Origin of the sequence: Actinoplanes sp. NPDC051494, from assembly GCF_044454705.1 — a bacterium.
Classification (GTDB): domain Bacteria; phylum Actinomycetota; class Actinomycetes; order Mycobacteriales; family Micromonosporaceae; genus Actinoplanes.
The window spans coordinates 171,628-195,173 of the sequence record NZ_JBITDZ010000004.1; the positions used below are offsets into that span (position 1 = coordinate 171,628).

Consider the following 23,546-nt stretch of genomic DNA (forward strand, 5'->3'; position numbering starts at 1 on the left):
GGAAATGGCCTGCCGAGCGAAAGAAGACGGCTTTGACGCGCGCCGCGAAATCGGTAAAGTCCTGCGGCACGAGCCTATTCGGATCGCAATTAAGAAACCCCTAAACAAAAATTAAAACAATCGAGGAAATAGAGATGCGCGCAGCGGCACCCCCCGCCCGCAAACTGATCGCCGTCACGGTCGCCGTCGTCGCCGCGCTGGCCGCAGGAGCCTGTTCCACCGACACCGACACCGGCACCGACACCACCGGCGCGACCGACCAGGTAGCGGCGAACTCGTCGTTGCCGGCCACGGGCACCACCCCGAGCCTGAACCCCTCGGCGGCACCCACGACGAGCGCGGGCCCGGCAAGCGCCGGTCCGGCGAGCGCAGGCCCGGCGAGTGCAGGCCCGAAAAGCCCGGGCGCGACAGCAGCGGAGACCGCGAAAGCGACCGGCACCGGCTCGTGCGGGCGGGCCGTGTCCTCCTCGCCGGCCGCCAAGGTCACCGAGGTCAAGCTCGGTTCCACGGTCACCGGGTACGCCGGTGAGGGCGACACCGACAAGCTGCCGATGGCCGTCGCCGCCCGCCCCGACGGCGGTTCCTGGCTGGCCTGGCTCGGCACCGGCGGCAAGGTGTACCTCGGCAAGCTGGACTGCTCCGACAAGCTCGTCGGCACCCCCACCAGCTTCACCGGCATCGACCTGCAGGACGTGCAGGCCGACGCCACCGGTGGCGTGCTGCTGCTGACCCGCAAGGGCAATTGCGGCTCGGGACCGCTCTGCGGTGGCGAGTCCAGCCCGTGCAACACGATGCACATGGTCCGCTTCGACACGTCCGGCAAGCTGGTCTGGGACCGTCAGGTGACGAACCTGAGCGACAGCCGGGACGGGTACGACGACGGCGCCCGGTTCGTCTGGTGGTATCAGCACCACGGCCGGCTGGCCACCGACGGCAAGAACTACGCCGCCTATTTCGGCGTCGCCATCACCGTCAAGAACGGCAGCTGCGTCGACGTGCACGAGGGCGACCGGATGCAGGTGGTCAGCTCCGGCGGCAGCCTGGTCAGCGGGCACAAGGACGCGTTCGAGGTCGGCTGCAGCCACGCCTGGACCTCGCGCATCGTCTGGGACCCGCGGACGAAACACTTCGTCACCGTCTGCGCCACCGACAACGACTGCCGGATCGCCCAACCCAACCCGTACCGTACGGTCGCGGCGGGCACCTGCGACGGCACCCTGTTCGGCGGCGATCTGGTGCTGGCGAAGAGCAAGGGATACTGGACCGCGTGGAGCCAGGGCGGCAAGGTCCGCCTCGAGCACTTCAGCACCGGCAAGGCGGACACCACGATCAAGACCTCGGTCTCGTCGGCCCACCCGCACCTGGTTTCGTACGGCACCGGGCGGATGCTGCTGGCCACCGGCTCCGGCTCGGGGATGGCCGTGCAGGCCTACGACTCCGGCACCGGCAAGACCGTGGGCGGCAAGCTCACCGTCGCGGTGAAGGACCACAACTACCAGGCGTTCAAGGCGTACCCGGACGGCAGTGCCGCGTACCCGGCGGCCGGCAGCACCAGCTCCTCGATCAAGATCGCCCGGATCCTGCCGCTGAGCTGACGACCCCACGGGCGCCGGTGCCGGTCGACGGCGGCGGCGCCCGCCAGGGCCTCAGGAACGCAGGCGGGAACGGAACTCGGCCGGGGTGAGGGTCTCCGCCGGGCGTTCCTCGACCGGGAAGATCGCGATGTCCGCGTCGTCGTCCTCGAGCTGGGGCAGCCATTCCTTCAGGAACACGTCGACCGGGATGCGGATGGCGTGCTCGCCGTCGACGTCACCCTCGTGCTCCAGGCGGGCCAGTGCCGGGTACGGCCAGATCGGCAGCATGGTCCGGCGGGCCGCGTCCTCGGTGAACAGGATGTCGTCCTCCTCGCCCCAGACCCAGAGCGCGCCCTTGTCCGCGAGGACCTCGAACGTCCGGGTGACCCGGTCCGCGGTGCTGCCCGCGCGCAGCCGTTCCGCTTCGCCCCGCGAGATGTCGTCCCTTGCCACGTGCCCTCCGAGCGTCCGTTCTACCTGCGTGCCGCGGCGAGCCTAGCCCAGTCGGTGTCCGCGGCCAGATAGAAGCCCGGGTACGACGGCTGGTTGTACGTCGTCTGCTGGCGGGCGACCTCGACCCGATACTGCCGGTCGTCCATGAGCGTGGGCAGTTTGTGGGTGGTCAGCTCGGTGCTCAGGTAGACGCGGATCGCGGTGCTGTCGATCGTGCGCAGGAGCAACTCCTCACGCCAGTCGCCGAGGATGTCGGCGATCAGGGACGCGTTTCCCTTCGTACCGTTGTTGGTGCGGGTGCCCTCGGCCGTGAGCAGCGTGCCACGCCGCCAGTCGTCGATGGTGGGGGTGACGTCGCCGGCGCCGGCGAGGATCTGCGTGGTCAGGTCCGCCGACCAGCGGATGCTCTGGTTGGTGCCGGGGATGGGGCCGGGCAGCACCCGGCCGGTCGCGGTGTGCACGCCGAGCGCCTCGGAGCCGCCGGGCAGGCTGGCCCACGACTCGATGCCGCGGACCTCCGGCAGTACGTCGCCGATCATGCCGCGCCCGGTGTCGCGGCCCGAGTACGTCCCGAAGAGCACCTCACCGGTGGCCGCGTCGCGCATCGCCATGCCGTACGGGGCGGTCGCCGCGTTCTCGTGCACGGTGAAGATCTCCAGGCCGGGGCGGTCCGGGTCGATGTCGGTGACGTGCATGGCGTCGCCGTGGCCGAGGCGGATCCGCTCCCCCGACGGCAGGACGCCGGTCGAGGAGTACAGCAGAGCGCCGTCGTCGTCGATGGTGGCGGCGCCGTAGACGATCTCCTGGCGTCCGTCGCCGTCCACGTCCGCGGCGCTGAGCGAGTGGAACCCCTGGGTGGTCAGCGTGCCGTACTCCGGGTCGGTGCCGTCACGCCCGTGCGGGGTGTCGTTGAACGGGTTCGTCATGGGGGTCCAGCCGCTGTCGACGTACCAGTTCTCGTGCAGCCGGTGGCCGTCCCAGCCGTAGGCGACCAGCGTGGTGCGGGTGTAGTAACCGCGGGCGAACACCGCTGACGGGCGGCGCCCGTCGAGGTAGGCCACACCGGCGAGGAAACGGTCCACCCGGTTGCCCGGTTCGATGCGCGGCAGCGCGTAGTCGCCCCACATGAGCCCGTCGTCGTGCCGGCCGGGCTTGTAGGGGATCGACTGCAACTCCCGCCCGGTGGCGCCCTCGAAAACGGTGAGGAATTCCGGCCCGTCGACGACGAATCCCTCGAACGCGCGCAGGTTGTTGCGGGTGCTGCGCGACGGTGCGTACACGTCGAGGAAATAGTCCACGAGCGCTTCCGCGTCCGCCCGGCTCAACGGGTACGCATACGCGGGCGCGATGCCGAACGCCTGTTCCAGGGTCGCCGGCCAGTGCCCGGCCACGACCTCCGGATGCCGGTCCCAGCCGAGGAATGTGGTCACCAGGTGCCGGCGATAATCGGCTGCGCTCATGCGGTAGTCGGTGGTGTCACGGGAGAGGAGCCGGCCCCGGCCGTCGCGGGTTCCCGGCGCGGTCTTCATCATCAGTTCGGCGCGGCCGTCGCGGTCGAAGTCGTAGACCAGGAACTGCGTGTAATGCGCCCCGGCCCGAATGTTCACACCCAGGTCGATGCGCCACAGCAGGGTGCCGTCGAGCTCGTACGCGTCGACGAACACGTTCCCGGTGTAGCCGACCTGCGACACGTCCTTGGAATTCGACGGATCCCATTTCACGACGTATTCGTACTGCCCGTCACCGTCGACATCGCCGACGCTCATGTCGTTCGCCGCGTACGTGTACGCCTCCCCGGCCGGCGTCACCCCGTCGGCCGGTTTGCGCAGCGGCAGGTCGTAGTAACCGGCCGACCACGGCGACACGACCGCACTGCGATCCACCTCGACACCGTGGGTGACCGCCGCGACCCGGTACTTCGCGGTCGATGACCCATCGCGGTCCAGGTAGTTGGTGCTGTCGGTGACCGTGGCGATCCGCCGCCCGTCGCGGTAGACACGGAACGTCACCCCGGTCAGCCCGGTCGCCGACGCCCCCGTCACCTCCCGGCCGAGCAGCCGCCAGCTCAGGAACGACCCCTCGGCGGTCGCCGCGACCACGAGACCACGGTCGGGACGGGAGCTGACGGCGGCAGCGGCGGGGGCCGCGGGAATCAGCAGCAGAAGAACGACAAGAAAGGCTTTCATCGTGCTCCGGCACCTGCCGTCACGAGCGCCGGGACGTTCGCCGCGGGATCCAGGGTGTACGAATACCAGGTGCGCGGGTCATCGACCGTCCCGCCGCTCTCGCACACGCCGGAGGCGACGAAGACGTTCGAGCGGTTCACCAACCGCCCCGGACCGCTGCCGGCATAACCGCCGGCTGAGAAACACGGGTACGGCACCGACGCGAAATAGTTGCCCTCGACGAGCACTCCGGCGTTCATCGTGGACGCCACGCCGTACAAAGCGTTGCTCTGGAAGTAGTTGTTGTAGACGTGCACCGGGTCACCGAAACGGACCCGGGGGTGCCGCTGCCGTGAGCCGTCGAACCAGTTGTGGTGGATGCTCACCTTCAGGTGGCCGACGTCGGTGGACGAGGCGCCGTCGGAGTGCCCGATGAGCATGCTCTTGTCGGTGCCGGCGAAATGGTTCCACGACACGGTGACGAAATCGGCGCCCCGCACGATGTCGACCGACCCGTCGACCGGCCGCACGAACGTGTTGTGGTGGATCCAGATGTGGTGCGATTGCTGCCCCACGTTGATGGCGTCGTCCTCGGCGTCGGCGAAGGTCAGATTCCGCACGATCACGTTCGACGAGCGGTAGAAATCGAATCCGCCACCCGAGATCACCGCGTTCCCGCCGATCCCGGTGATGGTCGCCCCGCCGGTGTGCCGGTCGCGAACCCGTCGGCGACCGGTTCGGCCGCGACCGCCGGGCCGGGAACGGCCAGCAGACCGGCCGCCAGCAGCGCTACGGGGAGCTTGCGCATGTCACACCTTCCCTACGCCGGCACCGGCGGTGACGAGCGACTTCACGGTGGCCGGGTCGTCGAGCGTGTAGGCGTAGTAGGCCGACGGCTCCTGGACCGTGCCGCTGCAGACCGGCGCCCCGGATTCACCCACGAAGACGTTGTTGCGGGCGACGCAGCGGCCGGCCGGGCCCGCGTACGTGTTGGTGACCGGCTCCTCGACGTCCTCGAAGTAGTTGCCCTCGACCATGCAGCCGGCGGTGTTCTGGCAGGCCACCCCGGTGTCGGTGTTGTAGAAGTAGTAGTTGTTCCAGACGTGCACCGGCTCGCCGAAGCGGACCCTCGGGTTGCGCTGCGGCGTCGCGTCGAACCAGTTGTGGTGGTAGCTGACCTTGAGCCGGCCGGTGTCCTGCGCGCCGTTGTCGTCGTCGTGGCCCAGCAGCATGTTCTTGGTGTGGTGGTGGGTGTGGTTCCAGGACACGGTCACGTACGACGAGCCGCGCTTGATGTCGATCAGACCGTCGTAGCCCTGGGCCAGGTCGTTGTGGTCGATCCACACGTGGTGCGAGAACATCTGCACGTTGATCGAGTCGTCGCTGGCGCCGCGGAACGACAGGTTCTGCACGATCACGTTGTGCACGGCGCCGGCGGGTGGTTCCGTCACCGCGGAGACCGGCAGGCCGATGTTCAGGCCGCCGCCGGTGATGCCCGCCGTGGCGCCCACGCCGACGATCGACTTGTCGCTGCTCACGTCGTACATTCCGGCGGGCAGGGTGATGGTGCCGCTGACGCAGACGGTGAGCGGCCCGGTCGCCGCGATCGCGGCGATGAGCTCGGCGGCGGTGCTGACCGCGACCACCGGCCCGCCCGCGCCGCCGGTCGTGCCGTTGCGGCCCCAGGCGTTCACCGCGGCGAACCCGGCCGCCGTGCCCGCGACCGTGCAGGTCCCCGGGGTGGGCACCGGATCGGGCGCGGAGTCGGTGACCGCCACGTCGTCGAAGGAAGCGCTCGCGTACGTCGCGATCAGCCCGATCCGCCCGGAGGTGATCGCCGTGTCGGTGGCGGTGAGCACCGTGGCCCCGTCGACGGCACCGCTCAGCGTGGCGCCCCGGACGGTGAGGGCGAGCGTGTGCCACGTCCCGGTGGCGCCCCCGACGGCGGCCGAACCGAGCACGGTGGCCGTGCCGCCGGAGACCCGCTGGAGCTCGGCCGTGCCCGCACCGGTCAGCACGAGGGTGTAGAACTCGCTGGTCGACCGGGCCCGGGCGGCGACCCCGGCGGAGCGGTTCGGGGCGGCGTACGCGATCGGGCGGACCCGTGCCGTGACGGTGTAGTCGGTCCAGGTGGTGATGCCGGCGAGTGCCCGGGCGGTCGCGCTGGTGCTGGACTGGCGCAGCGCGGGCGTGCCGTCGGTGACCACCGACCACGAGCCGTTGGAGCGGGTCCAGCCGTCCGCGTTCCCGTCCTGGAAATTGTCACCGAACAGGGTGGCGGCATGGGCGGGAATGGCCGTGAGCGATATCGATATCGTCAGCACGGCGGCAACGAGCCATGTTCTCCGATTCATGTCCGGGCTCCTCAGCGGCAACAAGCGAGGTCGGTAGCGACAAGCGAGAATGGATGAAACATAAGCTCGGACTTCGAGAACAGTCAATGAATTACGATGTGCAGGAATGTTGCATAGATCGCCGGACGAAGGGGTCGCATGGCACGCGAGGAGCCACCGGAGATCACCGAGGACGGGCACTTCGTCGTCATCGACGGCCGCCGCTGGCGGGCCACCGACCCGGACATCCCCGAGGACGTGGCGGCGCGGTTGCGCAAGGTGCTGATGGCGGCCCGGCGCGATGTCGGCGCGGCACTGCGGGCCGGCGAGGATCCGGCGCCCGCGCGGGCCCGGGTGCAGGCGGCGAAGGTCGCGCTCGGCGAACGCGGCACACCCTGGTGGGAGCAGACCGCCGAGCAGCGCCGGCAGCGCTGGGAGCAGGGGCTCTGACTCAGGCGGGCAGGCCGTCGAGGCGGGCCAGGACCTGCAGCATGACCTCGTCGGCGCCGGCACCGATGGAGGTCAGCCGGGTGTCGCGGAGCAGCCGGGCGGTCCAGGTCTCCTCGAGGTACCCGGCGCCGCCGTGGAACTGCAGGCACCAGTCGGCGACCTCACGGACCAGGCGGCCCGCCTTGAGCTTGGCCACCGTCGCCATCCGGGTGATGTCCGCGCCGGCCATCAGCGTCTCGCAGGTGACCAGGTTGTGGCTGCGCAGCAGGTCCACCTCGGCCTGCAGTTCGGTGAGGCGGAACGCGACGTACTGCCGGCCGGCCAGCGGGGTGCCGAAGACCTTGCGGTCACGGACGAAGGCCCGGGTACGGTCGAGCGCGTACTGGCACTGGCCGACCGCGGAGTAGGCGGCGAACATCCGCTCGGTGACGAACTGGCCCATCTGCTGCTGGAACCCGCGCCCCGGCACGCCGATGGTGTTCGCGACCGGCACCCGCACCTCGTCGAGCACCAGCTCCGCGGTGTCCGAGCAGCGGTTGCCGAGCTTGTCGAACGTCCGGGCGACGCTGAAGCCGGCCGTGGCGGTGGGCACCACGATCTGCGACATGCCGCGGTATCCGCCCTCGTCGGAGGTGCGGGCGAGCAGGCACAGCCAGTCGGCCTGGGCGCCGTTGGTGATGTACACCTTGCTGCCGCTGATCACCCAGTCGTCGCCGTCGCGGACCGCCCGCGTGCGCAGCTGCGCCACGTCGGAGCCGGTGCCCGGTTCGGTGACGGCGATCGCGGCGACCATCCGCCCCGCGACGGCCGGGGCCAGGTACCGCTGCTTCAGCTCGTCGGTGCCGTACTCGTGCAGTGACGGGGTGGCCATCGCCGACTGCACGCCGAGGGCCATGGCGACGCCGGTCGCGTGGATCCGGCCGTATTCCTCGGCGGCGACCATCTCGAAGCTGTGGTCGGCGCCCTCGCCGCCGTAGGCCGGGTCGTAGCCGAGGCCGAGCAGACCCAGCGCCGCGGCCCTGGGGAACAGGTCGTGCAGCGGCACCCGGCCGGCCGCCTCCCAGCCGTCGACGTGCGGATTGATCTCCGCGTCGACGAACCGGCGGACGCTGTCACGGAACGCGCGGTGGTCCTCGGTGAGCCGCATCCGCCGACCGTAGTCGCCGCCCCCGGGCAAAAACAAGCACGCTTGCTTGTTTTTGCGGGCTGTGCCAGTGTCACGTGGCATGACGACCGAGACGGTGCGGGTCGGTAACTGCTCCGGCTTCTACGGCGACCGGTTCACCGCGATGCGCGAGATGCTCGAGGGCGGCGAGCTGGACGTGCTCACCGGCGACTACCTGGCCGAGCTGACCATGCTGATCCTGGGCCGCGACCGGGCCCGCGACCCGTCCACCGGCTACGCGAAGACGTTCCTCGCCCAGCTCAAGGACGGTCTGCGGCTGGCCCTGGACCGTGGCGTGCGGATCGTCGCCAACGCCGGCGGGGTCAACCCGGCCGGCCTGGTGACGGCGCTGCGCGAGCTGGGCGCCGGCGCGCGGATCGCGCTGGTCCGCGGCGACGAGCTGGGCCCCGGAAGGCACGCCTACCTGGGCGCTTTCGGGATCGCCCGCGCGTTGGAGGCCGGAGCCGACGTCGTGGTCACCGGGCGGGTGACCGACGCGTCGCTGGTCATCGGCGCGGGCATCGCCCGGTTCGGCTGGGACCGCGGCGACCTCGACGCGCTCGCCGGGGCCACCGTGGCCGGTCACGTGCTCGAGTGCGGCACCCAGGCCACCGGCGGCAACTACGCGTTCTTCACCGAGATCGCGGACCCGCTGCACCCCGGCTTCCCGATCGCCGAGCTGCGCGCGGACGGCTCCAGCGTCATCACCAAACACCCCGGGACCGGGGGCGCGGTCACGGTCGGCACGGTCACCGCCCAACTGGTGTACGAGGTGAGCGACGCCCGCTACCCCGGACCCGACGTGACCACCCGGCTCGACACGGTGTCCCTGCGCCAGAGCGGCCCCGACCGCGTGGAGATCACCGGCGTGCGCGGGGAACCACCACCCCCGGACCTCAAGGTGGGCCGCACCGCACCGGGTGGCTACCGCAACGCGATGACACTCGTGCTGACCGGCCTCGACATCGAGGCGAAGGCCGAGCTGTTCCGCCGCCAGTTCGAGGCCACCGGCCCGGCCGGGGTCGAGTGGACCCTCGCCCGACTCGACCGCCCGGACGCCCCCACCCAGCAGCAGGCGTCCGCGCTGCTCACCGTGGTGGCCCGGGGCCCGGACGAGAAGGCGGTCGGCCGCGCGTTCAGCAACGTCGCGGTCGAGCTGGCGCTGGGCTCCTACCCGGGGTTCTTCGCCACGACCCCGCCGGGCGGCGCGCACCCCTACGGCGTGTTCACCGCCGAGTACGTCCCGCAGGCCGCCCACGAGGTGGTGCTCGACGACGGCACCGTCGAGACGATCGAGCCGCCGGCGGTCACCCTCCCCCTCGAGCCCCGGTACGGGCCGGACGACGCGGAGTGGTCCGGCCCCACCGCACCCCGTCCGCTGGGGACCGTCGCCGGGGCGCGGTCCGGGGACAAGGGCGGGGACGCGACCATCGGGCTGTGGGTTCGCGACGAGGACTCGTACCCATGGCTGGCGACCTTGATCTGCGAAGAGACGATCCGTGAGCTGCTCCCGGAGGCCGGCCCCCACCCGGTGCGGATCACCCGGTTGCCGAACCTGCGGGCGGTCAACGTGGTGATCGAGGGCCTGCTCAGCGCCGGTGTCGCCTACGACGCGCGCTTCGACCCGCAGGCCAAGGGGCTCGGCGAATGGCTGCGCTCGCGCGTCGTCGAGGTACCGCTGCGGGAGGACGCATGATGGACGAGGTCGCGGCCGAGATCGCCAAGGCCGTCGCCGGCGGCGGTGAGCAGGCGGTCGCCCGGCACCACGCGCGCGGCAAGCTGACCGCCCGGGAACGCATCGAGCTGCTGCTCGACCTGGACTCGCCGTTCCTGGAGCTGTGCGCGCTCGCCGGGTACGGCTCGGACTTCACCGTCGGCGGCAGCGTCGTTGCCGGCATCGGCGAGGTCAGCGGCGTCGAGTGCCTGCTGATCGCGAACGACCCCACGGTCAGGGGCGGGTCGAGCAACCCATGGTCACTGCGCAAGACGCTCCGGATGCACGAGATCGCGCTGCAGAACCGGCTCCCGGTCATCGTGCTGGTCGAGTCCGGCGGCGCCGACCTGCCGACCCAGAAGGACGTGTTCATCCCGGGCGGCGCGGTGTTCCGGGACCTGACCCGGCTGTCCGCGGCCGGGATCCCGACGATCGCGCTGGTGTTCGGGACGTCGACGGCCGGGGGCGCGTACCTGCCCGGGATGAGCGACCACGTGGTGATGATCGAGAAGCGGTCCAAGGTGTTCCTGGCCGGCCCGCCGCTGGTGAAGGCCGCCACCGGGGAGGAGTCCGACGACGAGTCGCTGGGCGGTGCCGAGATGCACGCCCGGGTGTCCGGGCTGGCCGACCACTATGCCGTCGACGAGCCGGACGCGATCCGGATCGGGCGGCGGATCGTCGCGCGGCTCAACTGGCGCAAGGCGTCCGGCCCGGTCACCGCCTCCCCGATGCCGCCACGTCACCCGGCGCAGGACCTGGCGTCCATCGTGCCGCCGGACCTGCGGACGCCGTTCGACCCGCGCGAGATCATCGCCCGGATCGTCGACGACAGCGACTTCGACGAGGTCAAGCCGCTGTACGGGAGTTCGCTGGTGACCGGCTGGGCCCAGCTCCACGGGTATCCGATCGGCATCCTGGCCAACGCGCAGGGCGTGCTGTTCAGTGCCGAGGCGCAGAAGGCGGCCCAGTTCATCCAGCTCGCCAACCGGTCGCACACTCCCCTGCTGTTCCTGCACAACACGACCGGGTTCATGGTCGGCAAGGAGTACGAACAGGGCGGCATCATCAAACACGGCGCCATGATGATCAACGCGGTGGCGAACTCGACCGTGCCGCACCTCTCGGTGCTGATCGGCAACTCGTACGGCGCCGGGCACTACGGCATGTGCGGCCGCGCGTTCGAGCCCCGGTTCGTGTTCAGCTGGCCCAGCGCCCGCTCCTCGGTGATGGGCGCCAAGCAGCTCGCCGACGTGACGTACCTGGTCTCGCAGGCCTCCGCGCACGCCCGGGGCAAGCCGTTCGACGAGGACGCCGCGCAGGTCGCCCGGCAGATGGTCGAACGGCAGATCACCGCGGAGTCGATGCCGCTGGTGCTCTCCGGGCTGGTCTACGACGACGGCATCATCGACCCCCGCGACACCCGCGACGTGCTCGGTCTCGCGCTGTCCGCGATCCACTCGGCGCCGGTGCGCGGCACCGGCTCCTTCGGCGTCTTCCGGATGTGAACGACATGCACACTGTGCTGGTTGCCAACCGGGGCGAGATCGCGCGCCGGATCTTCACCACCTGCCGGCGGCGGGGCCTGGCCACGGTCGCGGTGTTCAGCGACGCGGACGCGGACAGCCCGCACGTGCGTGACGCCGACAGCGCCGTACGGCTGCCCGGGTCGGCGCCCGCGGACACGTACCTGCGTACCGATCTGATCATCGAGGCCGCCCACCGGGCCGGCGCCGACGCGATCCACCCGGGGTACGGCTTCCTGTCCGAGACCGCGGCGTTCGCCCGCGCGGTGCAGAACGCCGGGCTGACCTGGATCGGGCCCGGCGCCGAGGCGATCGAGCTGATGGGTTCCAAAGTGGCGTCCAAGGCCCGGATGGCCGCCGCCGGCGTGCCCGTCCTCGCGCGGCTCGATCCCGGCGCCATCACCGCGGCCGACCTCCCGGTGCTGGTCAAGGCGTCGGCCGGCGGTGGCGGGCGCGGCATCCGGATCGTCGATGATCTCGCCGAGCTACCCGGCGCGCTGGCCGGGGCCGCGCGGGAGGCCGAGGCCGCGTTCGGCGACGCCACCGTGTTCTGCGAGCGCTACCTCGCCACCGGACACCACGTCGAGGTCCAGATCATGGCCGACACGCACGGTACGGTCTGGGCGCTCGGCGAACGTGAATGCTCCCTGCAACGCCGCCATCAGAAGGTCATCGAGGAGGCCCCCGCCCCGCTCGTCGACCGGATCGGCGGTGACCTGCGCGAACGCCTGCTGAGCGCGGGCCGGGACGCGGCGGCCGCGGTCGGGTACGTCGGCGCCGGGACGGTGGAGTTCCTGGCCGACGACCACGGCGGATTCTGGTTCCTGGAGATGAACACCCGCCTGCAGGTCGAGCACCCGGTCACCGAGTGCGTCACCGGCACCGACCTGGTCGACCTGCAGCTCGACGTCGCCGAGGGCCGCCCGCTCACCGGCCCCGAACCGGTCATGACCGGGCACGCCGTCGAGGCCCGCGTGTACGCCGAGAGCCCGGCCGACGACTGGCGGCCCCGGACCGGCACGGTGGTCACGTTCGACCTTCCCGGCACCCGCTTCGAGCGACCCGCGGGTGCGGGCATCCGGCTCGACTCCGGCGTCGAGGCGGGCACGGTCGTCGGCACCCACTACGACGCGATGCTGGCCAAGGTCATCTCGTACGCGCCGACCCGCGACGTGGCCGTCCGGCAGCTGGCCGCCGCGCTGCGCCGGGCCCGGATCCACGGCGTCACCACCAACCAGGACCTGCTCGTCGCGAGCCTGCTGCACCCGTCGTTCCTGGACGGCACCGCCGACACCAGCTTCTACACCACGCATCCGCCGGCCGCGCTGACCGCGGGGACGGGTCTCGACCCGGAACTCGCCGCCCTGATCGCCGCACTGTCCGACGTGGCGCACGAGCGGGGCACCCCGGCCGGCGGGTTCCGCAACATCCCGGTCGGCTACCGTACCCGTACCTATGCCGTCGATGATCATGAAGTTGCGGCCCGGTACCGGTTCGGCCGCGACGGCCTGGAGGTGCCGGGAAAGACCGCGATCGCGCTGGTCGAAGCCACCGCGGAGCGGGTCGTGCTCGACCTCGACGGCGTCCGGCGGGCCTGGCGGATTGCCCGGTACGACGACCACGTGGCCGTCGACGGGCCGCACGCCTCGGCGACGGTGCGCCGGGTCCCCCGCTTCACCGACCCGTCGCGGCAGCTCCCGGCCGGCGCGCTGGTCGCCCCGATGCCCGGCACCGTGGTCGCGGTCGAGGTGCGCGTGGGCGAATCCGTCACCGCCGGTCAGGCGTTGATCCGGCTGGAGGCGATGAAGATGGAACACGTGGTACGCGCCCCGGCCGCCGGCACCGTCACCGACCTGCCGGTAGCCGTCGGGCAGCAGGTCGCGCAGGGCACCCCGCTGGCCGTGGTCGATGCCTGAACCGGCCAAACAGGACCGCTCCCGGGCCACCCGGCAACGGCTGCTGGAGACCACGATCCGCTGCCTGGCCACCCGTGGCTGGGAAACCTCGACGGTCGCGGTCATCGCCGCCGAGGCCGGCATCAGCCGGGGCGCGGTCCAGCACCATTTCCGTACCCGGGAAGCGCTCATCGTGGCCGCCCTCGAGCACATGTTCGAGCAGCGGGCGGCCCTGCTCGACCACCTCCCCGACCCCGGGGGCACCGGGCCGGAACGGGTGCACGCCGTGGTCACCGGCCTGGTCGACGCCATCGGGGGCGACCTGTTCCGGGCCGCGCTGCAGGTGTGGACCGTGGCGGCGGCGGACCCCGACCTGCGCGCCACGGTGGTGCCGCTGGAACGGCACTTCGCCCGGGGCGTGCACCGGCGGGCCGTACGCCTGCTCGGGGTGGACGACACCGACCCGGACCTGCGCGCGCTGATCCAGGCCACCCTCGACCTGGCCCGCGGCCTGGCCCTGGCCGACGTCCTCACCGACGACTCCGCGCGCCGGGCCCGCGTCGTCCGTGCCTGGTCCGATCAGCTGGCCGCCGCGCTCACCCGGGTCTGATCAGCACCGTTTCACAGCAGGCGGCCGAGGTGGAAACCGGCGAGGGCCACCACGATCACGCCGACCGCGACCAGCAGCACGACCCGGACCTGCCGCCGCCGCGCCAACCGGCGACTGGCCGCGACCGCTCGCGCGATGTCAGCCGGGGTCGTCGCACCGGGCACCCAGCGGGTCGAGTCGAAGTAGGCCCGCAACTCGTCCACGACCGGCCGGTGGGCCGCCGGCACCGGATCCCGGCGCGGCACGGCATCCCGGCAGCGATAACTCTTCACACCATAGAGACGCGCCCTGGCCGCCGGGCGTTGCATCCGCCGCTCAGGCACCGCTCAGGCCAGCGGGCGGCCGCCGGTGACACCGAGGACCTCACCGGTGACATAGCTCGATTCCGGGGAGGCGAAGAAGACGTACGCGGGGGCCAGCTCGGCGGGCTGCCCGGCCCGGCCTATCGGGGTGTCCGCGCCGAACGAGTCCACCTTCTCCGGTGCCATGGTCGCCGGGATCAGCGGTGTCCAGATCGGCCCCGGCGCCACCGCGTTGACCCGGACACCCCGGTCCGCGAGGTCCGCGGCCAGCGCCTTGGTGAACGCGATGATGCCGGCCTTCGTGGTGGCATAGTCGAGCAGGTTCGGCGACGGGTCGTACGCCTGGATCGACGCGGTGTTGATGATCGTCGAGCCGCGGCCCAGGTGCGGCACCGCGGCCTTGCTCAACCAGAACATCGCATACAGGTTGGTCTTCATGACCCGGTCGAACTGCTCGGTGCTGATGCCGAGAATGCCCTTGTCCTGCGACATCTGGTAGGCCGCGTTGTTGACCAGGATGTCCAGCCCGCCGAGCTCGTCGACCGCCCGCCGCACGAGAGCCGCGCAGTGCGCCTCGTCGCGGATGTCCCCGGGCACGCCGACCGCTTTCCGCCCGGCCTTCTCGACCAGCTGAGCGGTCTCCCGCGCGTCGTCCTCTTCCTCGGGCAGGTAGGACAGCAGCACATCGGCGCCCTCGCGGGCGAACGCGATCGCCACCGCGCGCCCGATCCCGGAATCGCCACCGGTGATGACCGCCCGCTTGCCGGTCAGCCGCCCGGTCCCCCGGTAACTGTCCTCGCCGTGATCGGGCTTGTCGTCCATCTCCGCGGTCAGGCCCGGGTGGGGGATCTGGTCGCTGCCCTGCTCATCCGGTGTCCGGAACTGATCCTCGGTCATGATCGTGGATTGCCCCCGGAGAACGCCCCTAATCCCGGTGGGCCCGCCATCCCGCGACCGCGAACCCGGCCTCGACGACCGCATCGGCCAGCGCCACCCGGCGCCAGCGCGGCGACCCGGCCGCGAACCCGGCACAGCTGGCAGCGTGCACCGTGTCGGCCAGCGCGCTGAGCGTCCCGGTGCCCGGCACCACACTCGCACCGGCCTGCAGCAGATGCCGCACCCCCAGCGCCCGCACGACGGCGACCGCAGCCGGCGGAACCGGCCCGCCACCGGCCGCCCGCAGCAGCCGTTCCGGCATCGTCACCAGGACGACCGCCCACCCGATCCGCATGATCATGGTTGTCCCTTCCCGAACCGGTCGTAGTACCCCGGCACCCCCCGCCCACACCGATCGGGAACCGCGGAAAATCTCGCCGGATCCGCTTGTCACTCCCCCAGGACGAGTGCTAAAAAATTACTTGTCGCTGCTGCTCCACGCGGTGATGGACCACCACGGAGCATGCGGCGACCTCGGCGATCTGATCCTCAGCCGAGCGCCACGCGTCCGCCGGACCGGCCGGCGGACCTCTCCTGGGAGGTGGATTCCAGTGGTGCTGACTTTCGATCCTTTCCGTGAGCTCGACCGCCTGGCCGGCCAGCTGCACAGCGCCGCCGTCCCCGGCGGCACCACCATGGCGATGCCGATGGACCTCTACCGTTCCGGCGACCACTTCGTCCTGCACTGCGACCTGGCCGGCGTCGACCCCGGCTCGGTGCTGATCGACGTCGACAACCGGGTGCTCACCATCCGCGCCGAGCGCTCCCCGCGCACCGACGACGACGTGCAGTGGGTCCGCCGCGAGCGCCCGACCGGCACCTTCGAGCGACGGCTCACCCTCGCCGACGGCCTGGACCCCGACCGGATCACCGCCACCTGGCAGGACGGGGTGCTGACGGTGACCATCCCGGTCGCCGAGGCCGCGAAGCCGCGCCGCATCGCCATCACCACCGCCGCAAGCCGGTCCGGCGCCGAGCAGGCTGCGATTTCCCCGGCCTGATCCCTCGGGCCTGGGCGGGCCGGCCTTCCCGCCCCGTCCCGCCCAGGCCAGGCCAGGCCAGGCCAAGCCTCAGTGGGTCAGCAACGCCTGGACGCGCTGGACGAGGTCGCCCGGGACCACCGGCTTGATGAGGTAGTCGTCGGCGCCGATGGTGTAGCCCAGCGTGATGTCATCGTCGTTGTCGAGCGAGCTGAGAATGATCACCGGGATCTTGACCGTCGCCCGGAGCGTCTGCAGCTGGTAGCAGACCCCGAAACCGGTCAGACCGGGCATCGCGACGTCGAGGATGACGATGTCGGGCAGGTGGCGTTCGGCCAGATCGAGCGCGGTGGTCCCGTTGTCGGCGCTGAGCACGGTGTATCCGGCGGTGCGGAGCTTGAGCCCGATGAGGTCACGGATGTCCGGGTCGTCGTCGGCCACCAGCACCGTGGCGGCGGTGAGCACGGCGGCCGGGACCGTGGCCGCGGCGAGCCCGGCGGCCGGGACCATGGCCGCGGCGAGCGCGGTGGCTGGGACCGGGGCGGCTGGGGTGGTCGTGGCCATCGGGGCTCCTCGTCAACGGTCGGGGGCGACCGGCCGTCAGGCACCGGCCGGGTCGAACGCCGGAGCACATCGGCGGGCGATCCCGGCCGGGGAGCACAATCCGCGTTGCAGCACGGGAGTGATCATCGGGCGCAGCCCAGCCCAACGCAGCTCAGCCCAACGCAGCTCAGCCCAACGCAGCTCACCCAGCTCAGTCCAGCCCAGCTCAGCCCAGGGCCCGGCGCATGCGGAGGCTGACGATGTGGTCGTCGAGGCGGGAGAGGGTGGCCCGGACGGTGTCGACCGGCTGGAAGCCGCGGGCCCGGTAGAAGCCGATGCCCGCCTGGTCGCCCAGGAAGACCGAGACCCACATCTGGGTGCCGCCGGCCTCGCGGATCTGCTCGGTGACCCGGTCCAGCAGCAGGGTGCCCAGGCCCCGGCCGCGCACCGTCGCGTCGAGGTAGACCCGGGACAGCTCGCCGGTGGCCGGGCCGGTCATGCCGCCGCCCGCCGCGCCGAGCACCCGGCCGTCCTCCTCGACGACCTGATAGCCGAACCACTCCGGCGGTGTCGGTGTCACGTCCTTCGCCACCCGGGGCTCCTGGTAGAACTCGGCGACGCTGCGCTCGATGTACCCCTCGGGCAGCAGGTCACGATAGGTGTCGTGATAGGCCGTGGAGCAGATCCTGGCGATGTCGGCCACGTCGTTCTCGGTGGCTCGGCGGACAACGGCGGTCAACGATGATCCTGGCACGCCCGCAAGAGTAGATCGGCACCCCCGCCAAGACCATCGATCTCGTAACAGGATTGATCGGCTCCTGGAACGGGGCCTTTCCCAGGGTCCTCCGGACGGAAGCGCGCGGGTGACTCTCGACCTCAACCTGTCGTCGACGGCCGCATCGTCGCGGCCTGATCCTCATCCGGGCCGGGCCGCCATGCCACTCCTGGTAGTCGGGGTATGACGCCCTGCGCACCTTGCCGGACCAGGGTGGCGGTTGGGGCGGTGATCGGGAACCATGGCCGGGTGCTTCCGTATCCTCACGCCCGTCAGCAGGCCCAGCAGGCGGCCGCCGGTGGAGATCTGCCCGCCGCCCGGGCGATCCTCGAACAGGCCGTCGACCAGGGCCGGCCCGGCCTCGCCACCGGCGACCCCGAGCTGCTGGCGACGATGCGGCAGCTGGCCGGCCTGCATACCCGGCAGGGTGACCCGGCCGGGGCACGGCGGTTGCTCGAAGAGGCGTACGCGGCGGGTCAGCGGGTCGGTCCGGCCGACCCACTGATGGTCCTGCTGGCCTACGACATCGCGGTGGTCGCCGAGGAACTGGCCAACCGGCACGAGGCCCGCAAGAACTTCGCGCTGGTGGCCCGGTACGGCCCGGCCGCCCTCGGCGACGACCACCCGGCGGTCTCTCACGCCCGCGACTACGCGGACGAATCCGCGACGCCGGCCCCCGCAGACCAGCACACCTTCTCCCCACCGGTCTCCGGCACCCCGACCTCGGGCCTCCCGGCCGTAAGCACCCCGGCTCCCGTCCTCCCAGCCGTAAGCACCCCGGCCAACGCCTTCCCGACCCCGGGCCCCCCGGTCCAGGGCACGCCGGTCTCGGGCACGCCGGTCTCGGGGGCTCCGGTCTCGCCGTCGCCGTTCGGGGATCCAGGCGGTCAGAAGAAGTCGCGGACACCCTGGGTGATCACCTCGGCGGCTGTTGTCTTCGCCGTTGTCATGCTGGTCGTCGTCCTGGTGCGACCCGGCACCCAGACCACCGCCGCCACCCCCGTCGCCGACGACCGTGTCCCCGACGGGGCAACCGTCACGTCGGCGCCGGATGTGCCGCCCGGCGCGGCCTCCGTCAGCGAGCAACCCGGCGTGGCCCCCAGCGCCTCCGTGCCGGCCGGTCCCTCGGCGGCGACCAGCAGCAGTCCGGCCGCGGCGACGACCAGCCCGGCGGCCAAGGATCCGGCCACGACCACGCCGACCAGGCAGGCCACGAAGACCACCGCTCCGCCGCCGGCGACCGTGACCGGGATCGTCTCGCCGAAGAACGGTACGGGCGTCGGCCGCCGCTTCAACGTCACGTTCAGTGTGTCCGACGCCGATGTCGCCGCGACCGGGAGCCGGCTCGCGCTGACCGTCTGTGTCAGTGAGTGGTGCTTCCTCGAGGGTCCGCTGAGCGTCTCGAACGGCAGGATCGCCGACTACGAGATCCCGCTCGGGTCGAAGGACGGCGAGGGCATCGGGGAGAAGTGGACGGTCCGGGTGGACCGGCTGACCAACGCCGGCTACGACTACCTGGCCAAGCAGAAGCAGGACGCGGCCAACGCCGGCACGTGGGGCAACGGGGTGAGCACCCCGATGGACAAGCTCAACAAGAAGCCGGTCAGCTCGGTCACCGTGACCAAGACCAGCTGACCGCTATCTCGTGTGCTGGGCGCGGTAACGGGACGGCGGGGTCCCGTACCGTGCGGTGAAGGCCTGTCGCAGGGTTGTGCCGGCCAGCAGGTGGGCGGCGGCTTCCGTGCGGGCGTCACGGACGTACTTCCCGGGGGCCGATCCGGTGTGTTCCAGGAAGAGCCGAGCCGCCGCTGGGCCCCATCGTCTGGCCCGATCACCGACCCCGGTCATCGGCCTTCAAAAGTCGGGCGGCGGCGTTCCAGGCTGGCCGCGATGCCCTCGGCGCTGTCGCGGGTCTGCCACAGGACGGCCTGCTCGGCCAGTTCGTGTTCCAGCGCCCGGCGGACCCGTTGCGGGAGATCGCCGCGCAGGGTCGCCCGGATCGACCGTACGGCCAGAGGTGCCGCAGCCGCGATCGACCGCGCCCAGGCCATCGCGGTCTCCCGCACCTGCCCCGGCTCGGCCAGCCGGTCGGCGAGCCCGACACGCACCGCCTCCTCGCCACCGACCCGGCGCGCGGTCAGCAGCAGATCGGTGGCCACCTGCCGCCCGACCAGCTCCGGCAACGTGACGCTCAACCCGAAACCCTGGTGGAAGCCGAGCGTCGCGAAGTTGGCGACGAACCGCGTCGACGGCTCCGCCACCCGGAAATCCGCGGCACACGCGAGACCGAGCCCGCCGCCGACCGCCGTACCGTGCACCGCGGCGATCATCGGCATCCGCACCTCGAACAGCGGTGCCGCCCGCCGGTACAACCGCGACGCGGAGGCGACCTTGTCGTCCGCGAAGTCCGAACCCAGATCCGCACCCCCGCAGAAGTGCCGGCCCCGGGCCGCCAGCACGATCACCCGGCACGCGGGACTGACGTCCAGGTCCGCGACCGCGTCCACGAGCTGCCCGACGAGCCCTTCGTCGAGGTGGTTGTTCGGCGGTCGGTTCAGCTCCACCACCGCCACGTCACCGTCGACCGACACCAGCAGTTCGTCGCTCATCCGCGTACCTCCTGCCCGCCGCCAGCAAAACCAGAATCCCAGGACAACCTCGGCAATGTACGGACCAGGGCTCAGATGCCGGTGGACGACCTGCCGCCACCGCCCCGTAGGCCGGCGCCGCCCCGTGCGTCGTCACCACACGCACCGGTCGACCCTATCGATACGCGCATAGGGTGGTCAGGTGCGCCTCAATCCCGGCCCGGTCCAGCAGAGCGACTCCCCCATCGGCACCGCCTACGCGCTGCTCGACCGGCGGGCCGGGCGGCGGCCGTTGCTGAACCTCGCGCAGGCCGCGCCGCAGTACCCGCCGGCGCCCGCGGTCGTCGAGCACGTCGCCGCCGTCGCCCGGGACCCGCACGGCGCGGACTACGGGGAGATCTCCGGGCTCCCCCACCTGCGCGAAGCCGTCGCCACCGACCTGAACCAGGCCTACGACGCCCGGATCACCGCGGCGAACGTGCTCGTCACCGCGGGGTGCAACCAGGCCTTCTGCCTGGCCGTCTCAGCGCTCGCCCAGGCCGGGGACGAGGTGATCCTCGCGCTGCCGTACTACTTCAACCACGACATGTGGCTGCGGATGACGGGTATCACGGCCACCTACCTGGAACCGGGCCCGGGGTTCGTACCCTCCGCTTGCGACGCCGAGGCCCTCATCACCGCGCGGACCCGGGCCATCGTGCTCGTCACCCCGGGCAACCCCAGCGGGGTGACGCTGTCGCCGGCCACCCTGGCCGCGTTCGCCGAGGTGGCCGAGCGGCACGACATCGCCCTGGTGCTCGACGAGACGTACCGTACGTTCCGCGGCACCGGCGAACCCGCCCACCGGTTGTTCGACGGGCCGCGGTGGGAACGGACCGTGGTCAGCCTGCACAGTTTCTCCAAGGACCTCGCCATCCCCGGCTACCGGGTCGGCGCCGTCGTCGCGTCCGCCGGCCTCAACCGCCAGATCGCGAAACTCGCCGACTGCGTGGCCATCTGCGCGCCCCGGATCGGCCAGGAAGCGGCCTGGGCCGGCCTGACCAGGGCCGGGCGCTGGCGCGACGAACGGGCCGCGGAGGTGGCCGCGCGACGGCAGCGGTTCGAGACCGTGATGGCCCGCCGGCCGGGTGGCTTCGAGCTGCTCAGCAGCGGCGGCTTCTTCGGCTGGGTGCGCCACCCGTTCCCGGGACGCCCCACCGGGGACGTCGCCCGCGAGCTGGTGGAGACCTACGACACCCTGATCATCCCGGGTACGGCCTTCTTGCCCGACGATCGCGCCATGCTGAGGGTCAGCTTCGCCAACGTCACCCCCGGTGAACTCGACGACGTCGCCGACCGGCTGGGCCTGGCCGGCGTCACGCCATGAACCGGTGGCTCACCAGATCGTGCTGCGCCGCGATCAACCGCTGCGTCGCGACGGTCCGGGTGGCTGCCGCGTGCCGGTCGTACGCCGTACGCTGCGCCATCGCCGTCTGTTGCGACAACAGCGTGTGCTGGACCGAGGCAGCCGCCGTCACGTTCGGAACCGCATCAAGGTTCGCCATGGTTACAACCTCCCGAGTAGCAGAACGGGTGCGACCCCGCTGAGGTCACTCCGTATCGTCCTGCCCCCACCGCACCTGAGGCGCTTGAGGAGAACCAGAACTAGCCGCAGAAGGTAGCTAGAGCTTCCGCGTCGGCCGGGCCGATCCACTCGAACGTGCCCCGTAGCAGGTCGGCGCGCTGATCGACGGCGGTGACCGCGGCGGTGAGCTCACCCCAGGGCATCGCCACGTGCAGCAGGGTCCGCTCGATACCCGGTGGCAGCGACGGGCTGTGCGCCGGGGACGTGGCCCGCAGCAGCAGCCCCTCGGTGGAGATGTCCTCCACCCGGCCGCTCACCGCGACCAGTCGCCGCCCGGCACCCTGCTGGATCTGGACGGTGCCGACGGCCGGCAGCGCACCGGAGCGCCGCACGGCCGTCCTCCGCTGGACGATGCCCGCGGGAGCGTCACCGAGCACCCGGAACTCGTCGTCGCGCAACTCACCTTCGACCCAGGTGAGCCCGGAGGTGGTGACGAGTTCCAGGATCCCGTACCGCCGGACACCCGGCCCGTCGAGACTCAGCACCGGGATGGGCGGCAGCTCGGCGATGAACTCGGCCCGCACCTCGGCCAGCGTGACGAGGACCCGTTCCTGGTCGTCGGGGCAGCGCAAGGTCAGGCTGCTCCCCGCCGGCACGGTGATCATGAACCGGACATTACCGGCCCCGGCGGGCCCGCACCCCCACTTACGGAAGTACGACGCAGCGCCGGCACCTGGCCTCGTACGTGTAGGTGCCGTCGTCGGGCAGTGCCGTGGAGGGAGCGAGCTCGCGGATCATCGGCTTGCCGTGCTCGAGCACCTGCGTGTGCGTGGCGTCGAGCGACCGGCAGACATCACACACCGCCCGCCGGTAGATCACCTTCTCCGGCGCCAGCTCGAACAGTGCCCGCACCGGCGCGAACAGCTGCCCGCGATGGTCAAGATCAATCCCGGCGACCACGACCTTGATCCCGGTACGGACGGCGCGCCCCAGCACCGCGATATCGTCGACGGTGAACATGTGGATCTCGTCGACCCCGATGACGTCGACCCCGCTGTCGGCCGCCCCGGCGAGCGAATGCACCTTCACCGTCGCCAGACTGCCCCCGGAACGCGAGGTCACCGCGGTGTCCCGGCCGTGGCGGGCAGACTGGTAGACACAGTGCGCGATGCCCGCATGCTGCAACGGCGACAGCAAGCTGATCATCTCGAGCGACTTGCCGCCCTTCATCGGGCCGACGATCACGGTCAGATCCATGCCGCAGACCGTGCCATCGGTCACCTTCGCTGCCGCAGGCACCCACCCGCCCCGAGACACCGGCCACACCACCCCGCCCATTTCCCACCCCGCCGCCCGTCTTGCCCCTCTGCCGCCGGAGCCCACACCCCGGCGCGCCCTCTTCTCCGACCGCAGCCGACGTTCCAGTCACGTCCCACACCACCCCTGAAGCGTCCTAGGAACCTGGGCTGAAAGGGGTGGCGCTGCGGAGCGAAAGAGGATCGAACGAGAAGAACCATCAGAGGAGTCGTGGGACCGATACACCACCCGCGAGGAGCGGGGTGGACGACGGCCCGGAGGGCAGGTCAGCAGCCACCCGACGGGTCAGCAGCCGGGGTAAGCGACGGCCCCAGCAGTCGGTGGCCGCGACAGACGCACGGCCGAGGGTCGGGGCCGGGGTCGCAGGGGCGGGTAGCTGTGGTCGCCGGCGCGCGTTACCGGCGGCGGCTGGTGAACGCCGACGGGATCGAGATGCGTATCGCCGTCGATCATCTGGCCGGGTGCGGGCTCAGCGTGCTGCTGCTCGACCGGCTCACGGCCGGGGCGCCGGCGTGGGTGGTCACCGTCGTGTCGGAGGCGAGGAGTGACGCGCGGACCACGAAGATCCGGCGGCGGCCCCGGCCGGTGACCTGCGCGCGGTGAACGGAGCTGCCGGGTTCGTGCCGTTCGAGGCGTTCGGGCGGGCGAAGCTGCTCACC

The 23,546-nt window shown here is 71.5% G+C and carries 25 protein-coding genes; 10 read left to right on the plus strand and 15 right to left on the minus strand.

Annotation, left to right across the window (positions count from 1 at the left end):
- The first annotated feature begins 134 nt into the window (after window positions 1-134).
- On the plus strand, window positions 135-1,595 hold the full coding sequence (locus ACIA6A_RS17540; RefSeq protein WP_396098708.1) for a hypothetical protein: 1,461 nt from the start codon (window positions 135-137) through the stop codon (window positions 1,593-1,595).
- A gap of 51 nt (window positions 1,596-1,646) precedes the next feature.
- On the opposite strand, the gene ACIA6A_RS17545 is transcribed toward ACIA6A_RS17540, so the two are convergent.
- Genes ACIA6A_RS17545 through ACIA6A_RS17565 form a run of 5 tightly spaced genes read right to left on the minus strand, consistent with a single transcriptional unit; the run spans window position 1,647 to window position 6,546 of the window.
- Window positions 1,647-2,027, minus strand: a complete 381-nt coding sequence (locus ACIA6A_RS17545; protein ID WP_396098709.1) for a DUF2750 domain-containing protein — start codon at window positions 2,025-2,027, stop codon at window positions 1,647-1,649.
- A gap of 20 nt (window positions 2,028-2,047) precedes the next feature.
- The gene (locus ACIA6A_RS17550) at window positions 2,048-4,213 is read right to left on the minus strand and encodes a rhamnogalacturonan lyase (RefSeq protein ID WP_396098710.1); all 2,166 of its coding nucleotides are present in this window, start codon (window positions 4,211-4,213) and stop codon (window positions 2,048-2,050) included.
- Window positions 4,210-4,860: a polysaccharide lyase family 1 protein gene (locus tag ACIA6A_RS17555; RefSeq protein ID WP_396098711.1), complete on the minus strand. Its 651-nt coding sequence runs from the start codon at window positions 4,858-4,860 to the stop codon at window positions 4,210-4,212. Before ACIA6A_RS17555 ends, ACIA6A_RS17550 begins: the two co-directional genes overlap by 4 nt.
- Complete coding sequence (locus tag ACIA6A_RS17560) at window positions 4,857-5,000, minus strand: hypothetical protein (protein WP_396098712.1); 144 nt, start codon at window positions 4,998-5,000, stop codon at window positions 4,857-4,859. The genes ACIA6A_RS17555 and ACIA6A_RS17560 overlap by 4 nt, the downstream gene beginning before the upstream one ends.
- Before the next feature lies 1 nt (window position 5,001).
- A complete protein-coding gene (locus tag ACIA6A_RS17565; protein WP_396098713.1) occupies window positions 5,002-6,546 on the minus strand; it encodes a family 16 glycoside hydrolase in 1,545 nt (514 codons plus the stop codon).
- 138 nt (window positions 6,547-6,684) lie between these two features.
- On the opposite strand from ACIA6A_RS17565, the gene ACIA6A_RS17570 reads away from it, so the two are divergent.
- A complete protein-coding gene (locus ACIA6A_RS17570) occupies window positions 6,685-6,975 on the plus strand; it encodes a hypothetical protein (protein WP_396098714.1) in 291 nt (96 codons plus the stop codon).
- Window position 6,976: 1 nt separating this feature from the next.
- Here ACIA6A_RS17570 and ACIA6A_RS17575 read toward each other — a convergent pair whose 3' ends face one another.
- A complete protein-coding gene (locus tag ACIA6A_RS17575; RefSeq protein WP_396098715.1) occupies window positions 6,977-8,122 on the minus strand; it encodes an acyl-CoA dehydrogenase family protein in 1,146 nt (381 codons plus the stop codon).
- A gap of 79 nt (window positions 8,123-8,201) precedes the next feature.
- On the opposite strand from ACIA6A_RS17575, the gene ACIA6A_RS17580 reads away from it, so the two are divergent.
- The 4 genes from ACIA6A_RS17580 to ACIA6A_RS17595 are packed head-to-tail and all read left to right on the plus strand — an operon-like array spanning window position 8,202 to window position 13,882.
- Window positions 8,202-9,836 (plus strand): acyclic terpene utilization AtuA family protein, encoded by a 1,635-nt coding sequence (locus tag ACIA6A_RS17580; protein ID WP_396098716.1) that lies wholly within the window; start codon window positions 8,202-8,204, stop codon window positions 9,834-9,836.
- Complete coding sequence (locus ACIA6A_RS17585; protein ID WP_396098717.1) at window positions 9,788-11,359, plus strand: acyl-CoA carboxylase subunit beta; 1,572 nt, start codon at window positions 9,788-9,790, stop codon at window positions 11,357-11,359. Before ACIA6A_RS17580 ends, ACIA6A_RS17585 begins: the two co-directional genes overlap by 49 nt.
- A gap of 5 nt (window positions 11,360-11,364) precedes the next feature.
- Window positions 11,365-13,293, plus strand: coding sequence for an acetyl/propionyl/methylcrotonyl-CoA carboxylase subunit alpha (locus ACIA6A_RS17590; RefSeq protein WP_396098718.1), 1,929 nt, complete (start codon window positions 11,365-11,367; stop codon window positions 13,291-13,293).
- Complete coding sequence (locus ACIA6A_RS17595) at window positions 13,286-13,882, plus strand: TetR/AcrR family transcriptional regulator (protein ID WP_396098719.1); 597 nt, start codon at window positions 13,286-13,288, stop codon at window positions 13,880-13,882. The genes ACIA6A_RS17590 and ACIA6A_RS17595 overlap by 8 nt, the downstream gene beginning before the upstream one ends.
- An 11-nt stretch (window positions 13,883-13,893) precedes the next feature.
- Here ACIA6A_RS17595 and ACIA6A_RS17600 read toward each other — a convergent pair whose 3' ends face one another.
- The 3 genes from ACIA6A_RS17600 to ACIA6A_RS17610 are packed head-to-tail and all read right to left on the minus strand — an operon-like array spanning window position 13,894 to window position 15,421.
- The gene (locus tag ACIA6A_RS17600; RefSeq protein WP_396098720.1) at window positions 13,894-14,154 is read right to left on the minus strand and encodes a hypothetical protein; all 261 of its coding nucleotides are present in this window, start codon (window positions 14,152-14,154) and stop codon (window positions 13,894-13,896) included.
- Between the two features lie 54 nt (window positions 14,155-14,208).
- Window positions 14,209-15,081, minus strand: a complete 873-nt coding sequence (locus tag ACIA6A_RS17605) for an SDR family oxidoreductase (protein WP_396098721.1) — start codon at window positions 15,079-15,081, stop codon at window positions 14,209-14,211.
- Between the two features lie 28 nt (window positions 15,082-15,109).
- Window positions 15,110-15,421, minus strand: coding sequence for a hypothetical protein (locus ACIA6A_RS17610; protein ID WP_396098722.1), 312 nt, complete (start codon window positions 15,419-15,421; stop codon window positions 15,110-15,112).
- A gap of 250 nt (window positions 15,422-15,671) precedes the next feature.
- Between ACIA6A_RS17610 and ACIA6A_RS17615 the strand changes: the two genes are divergently transcribed.
- Complete coding sequence (locus tag ACIA6A_RS17615) at window positions 15,672-16,121, plus strand: Hsp20/alpha crystallin family protein (protein ID WP_396098723.1); 450 nt, start codon at window positions 15,672-15,674, stop codon at window positions 16,119-16,121.
- A gap of 69 nt (window positions 16,122-16,190) precedes the next feature.
- On the opposite strand, the gene ACIA6A_RS17620 is transcribed toward ACIA6A_RS17615, so the two are convergent.
- The gene (locus ACIA6A_RS17620; protein WP_396098724.1) at window positions 16,191-16,664 is read right to left on the minus strand and encodes a response regulator transcription factor; all 474 of its coding nucleotides are present in this window, start codon (window positions 16,662-16,664) and stop codon (window positions 16,191-16,193) included.
- A 205-nt stretch (window positions 16,665-16,869) separates the two neighbouring features.
- Window positions 16,870-17,382: a GNAT family N-acetyltransferase gene (locus ACIA6A_RS17625; protein WP_396098725.1), complete on the minus strand. Its 513-nt coding sequence runs from the start codon at window positions 17,380-17,382 to the stop codon at window positions 16,870-16,872.
- A gap of 285 nt (window positions 17,383-17,667) precedes the next feature.
- Between ACIA6A_RS17625 and ACIA6A_RS17630 the strand changes: the two genes are divergently transcribed.
- Window positions 17,668-19,053 (plus strand): hypothetical protein, encoded by a 1,386-nt coding sequence (locus tag ACIA6A_RS17630; protein ID WP_396098726.1) that lies wholly within the window; start codon window positions 17,668-17,670, stop codon window positions 19,051-19,053.
- A gap of 209 nt (window positions 19,054-19,262) precedes the next feature.
- Here ACIA6A_RS17630 and ACIA6A_RS17635 read toward each other — a convergent pair whose 3' ends face one another.
- A complete protein-coding gene (locus ACIA6A_RS17635) occupies window positions 19,263-20,027 on the minus strand; it encodes an enoyl-CoA hydratase/isomerase family protein (RefSeq protein ID WP_396098727.1) in 765 nt (254 codons plus the stop codon).
- A gap of 181 nt (window positions 20,028-20,208) precedes the next feature.
- Between ACIA6A_RS17635 and ACIA6A_RS17640 the strand changes: the two genes are divergently transcribed.
- Complete coding sequence (locus tag ACIA6A_RS17640) at window positions 20,209-21,372, plus strand: aminotransferase (protein WP_396098728.1); 1,164 nt, start codon at window positions 20,209-20,211, stop codon at window positions 21,370-21,372.
- On the opposite strand, the gene ACIA6A_RS17645 is transcribed toward ACIA6A_RS17640, so the two are convergent.
- The 3 genes from ACIA6A_RS17645 to ACIA6A_RS17655 form a co-directional block, all read right to left on the minus strand.
- Window positions 21,362-21,550, minus strand: a complete 189-nt coding sequence (locus ACIA6A_RS17645; protein ID WP_396098729.1) for a hypothetical protein — start codon at window positions 21,548-21,550, stop codon at window positions 21,362-21,364. The genes ACIA6A_RS17640 and ACIA6A_RS17645 overlap by 11 nt on opposite strands.
- A gap of 100 nt (window positions 21,551-21,650) precedes the next feature.
- Window positions 21,651-22,235 (minus strand): hypothetical protein, encoded by a 585-nt coding sequence (locus ACIA6A_RS17650; protein ID WP_396098730.1) that lies wholly within the window; start codon window positions 22,233-22,235, stop codon window positions 21,651-21,653.
- Between the two features lie 40 nt (window positions 22,236-22,275).
- Entirely contained in the window at window positions 22,276-22,827 is a 552-nt protein-coding gene (locus ACIA6A_RS17655) for a thymidine kinase (protein ID WP_396098731.1), read from the minus strand.
- Between the two features lie 438 nt (window positions 22,828-23,265).
- Here ACIA6A_RS17655 and ACIA6A_RS17660 point away from each other — a divergent pair, with 438 nt between their 5' ends.
- Window positions 23,266-23,490: a hypothetical protein gene (locus ACIA6A_RS17660; protein WP_396098732.1), complete on the plus strand. Its 225-nt coding sequence runs from the start codon at window positions 23,266-23,268 to the stop codon at window positions 23,488-23,490.
- Window positions 23,491-23,546: the final 56 nt, after the last annotated feature.

Coding starts and splice junctions, on each gene's coding strand:
- ACIA6A_RS17540 (WP_396098708.1), top strand. CDS start 135: ATGCGCGCAGCGGCACCCCCCGCCCGCAAACTGATCGCCGTCACGGTC.
- ACIA6A_RS17550 (WP_396098710.1), bottom strand. CDS start 4,213: ATGAAAGCCTTTCTTGTCGTTCTTCTGCTGCTGATTCCCGCGGCCCCC.
- ACIA6A_RS17560 (WP_396098712.1), bottom strand. CDS start 5,000: ATGCGCAAGCTCCCCGTAGCGCTGCTGGCGGCCGGTCTGCTGGCCGTT.
- ACIA6A_RS17565 (WP_396098713.1), bottom strand. CDS start 6,546: ATGAATCGGAGAACATGGCTCGTTGCCGCCGTGCTGACGATATCGATA.
- ACIA6A_RS17570 (WP_396098714.1), top strand. CDS start 6,685: ATGGCACGCGAGGAGCCACCGGAGATCACCGAGGACGGGCACTTCGTC.
- ACIA6A_RS17575 (WP_396098715.1), bottom strand. CDS start 8,122: ATGCGGCTCACCGAGGACCACCGCGCGTTCCGTGACAGCGTCCGCCGG.
- ACIA6A_RS17580 (WP_396098716.1), top strand. CDS start 8,202: ATGACGACCGAGACGGTGCGGGTCGGTAACTGCTCCGGCTTCTACGGC.
- ACIA6A_RS17585 (WP_396098717.1), top strand. CDS start 9,788: ATGGCTGCGCTCGCGCGTCGTCGAGGTACCGCTGCGGGAGGACGCATG.
- ACIA6A_RS17590 (WP_396098718.1), top strand. CDS start 11,365: ATGCACACTGTGCTGGTTGCCAACCGGGGCGAGATCGCGCGCCGGATC.
- ACIA6A_RS17595 (WP_396098719.1), top strand. CDS start 13,286: ATGCCTGAACCGGCCAAACAGGACCGCTCCCGGGCCACCCGGCAACGG.
- ACIA6A_RS17605 (WP_396098721.1), bottom strand. CDS start 15,081: ATGACCGAGGATCAGTTCCGGACACCGGATGAGCAGGGCAGCGACCAG.
- ACIA6A_RS17610 (WP_396098722.1), bottom strand. CDS start 15,421: ATGATCATGCGGATCGGGTGGGCGGTCGTCCTGGTGACGATGCCGGAA.
- ACIA6A_RS17620 (WP_396098724.1), bottom strand. CDS start 16,664: ATGGCCACGACCACCCCAGCCGCCCCGGTCCCAGCCACCGCGCTCGCC.
- ACIA6A_RS17635 (WP_396098727.1), bottom strand. CDS start 20,027: ATGAGCGACGAACTGCTGGTGTCGGTCGACGGTGACGTGGCGGTGGTG.
- ACIA6A_RS17645 (WP_396098729.1), bottom strand. CDS start 21,550: ATGGCGAACCTTGATGCGGTTCCGAACGTGACGGCGGCTGCCTCGGTC.
- ACIA6A_RS17650 (WP_396098730.1), bottom strand. CDS start 22,235: ATGATCACCGTGCCGGCGGGGAGCAGCCTGACCTTGCGCTGCCCCGAC.
- ACIA6A_RS17655 (WP_396098731.1), bottom strand. CDS start 22,827: ATGGATCTGACCGTGATCGTCGGCCCGATGAAGGGCGGCAAGTCGCTC.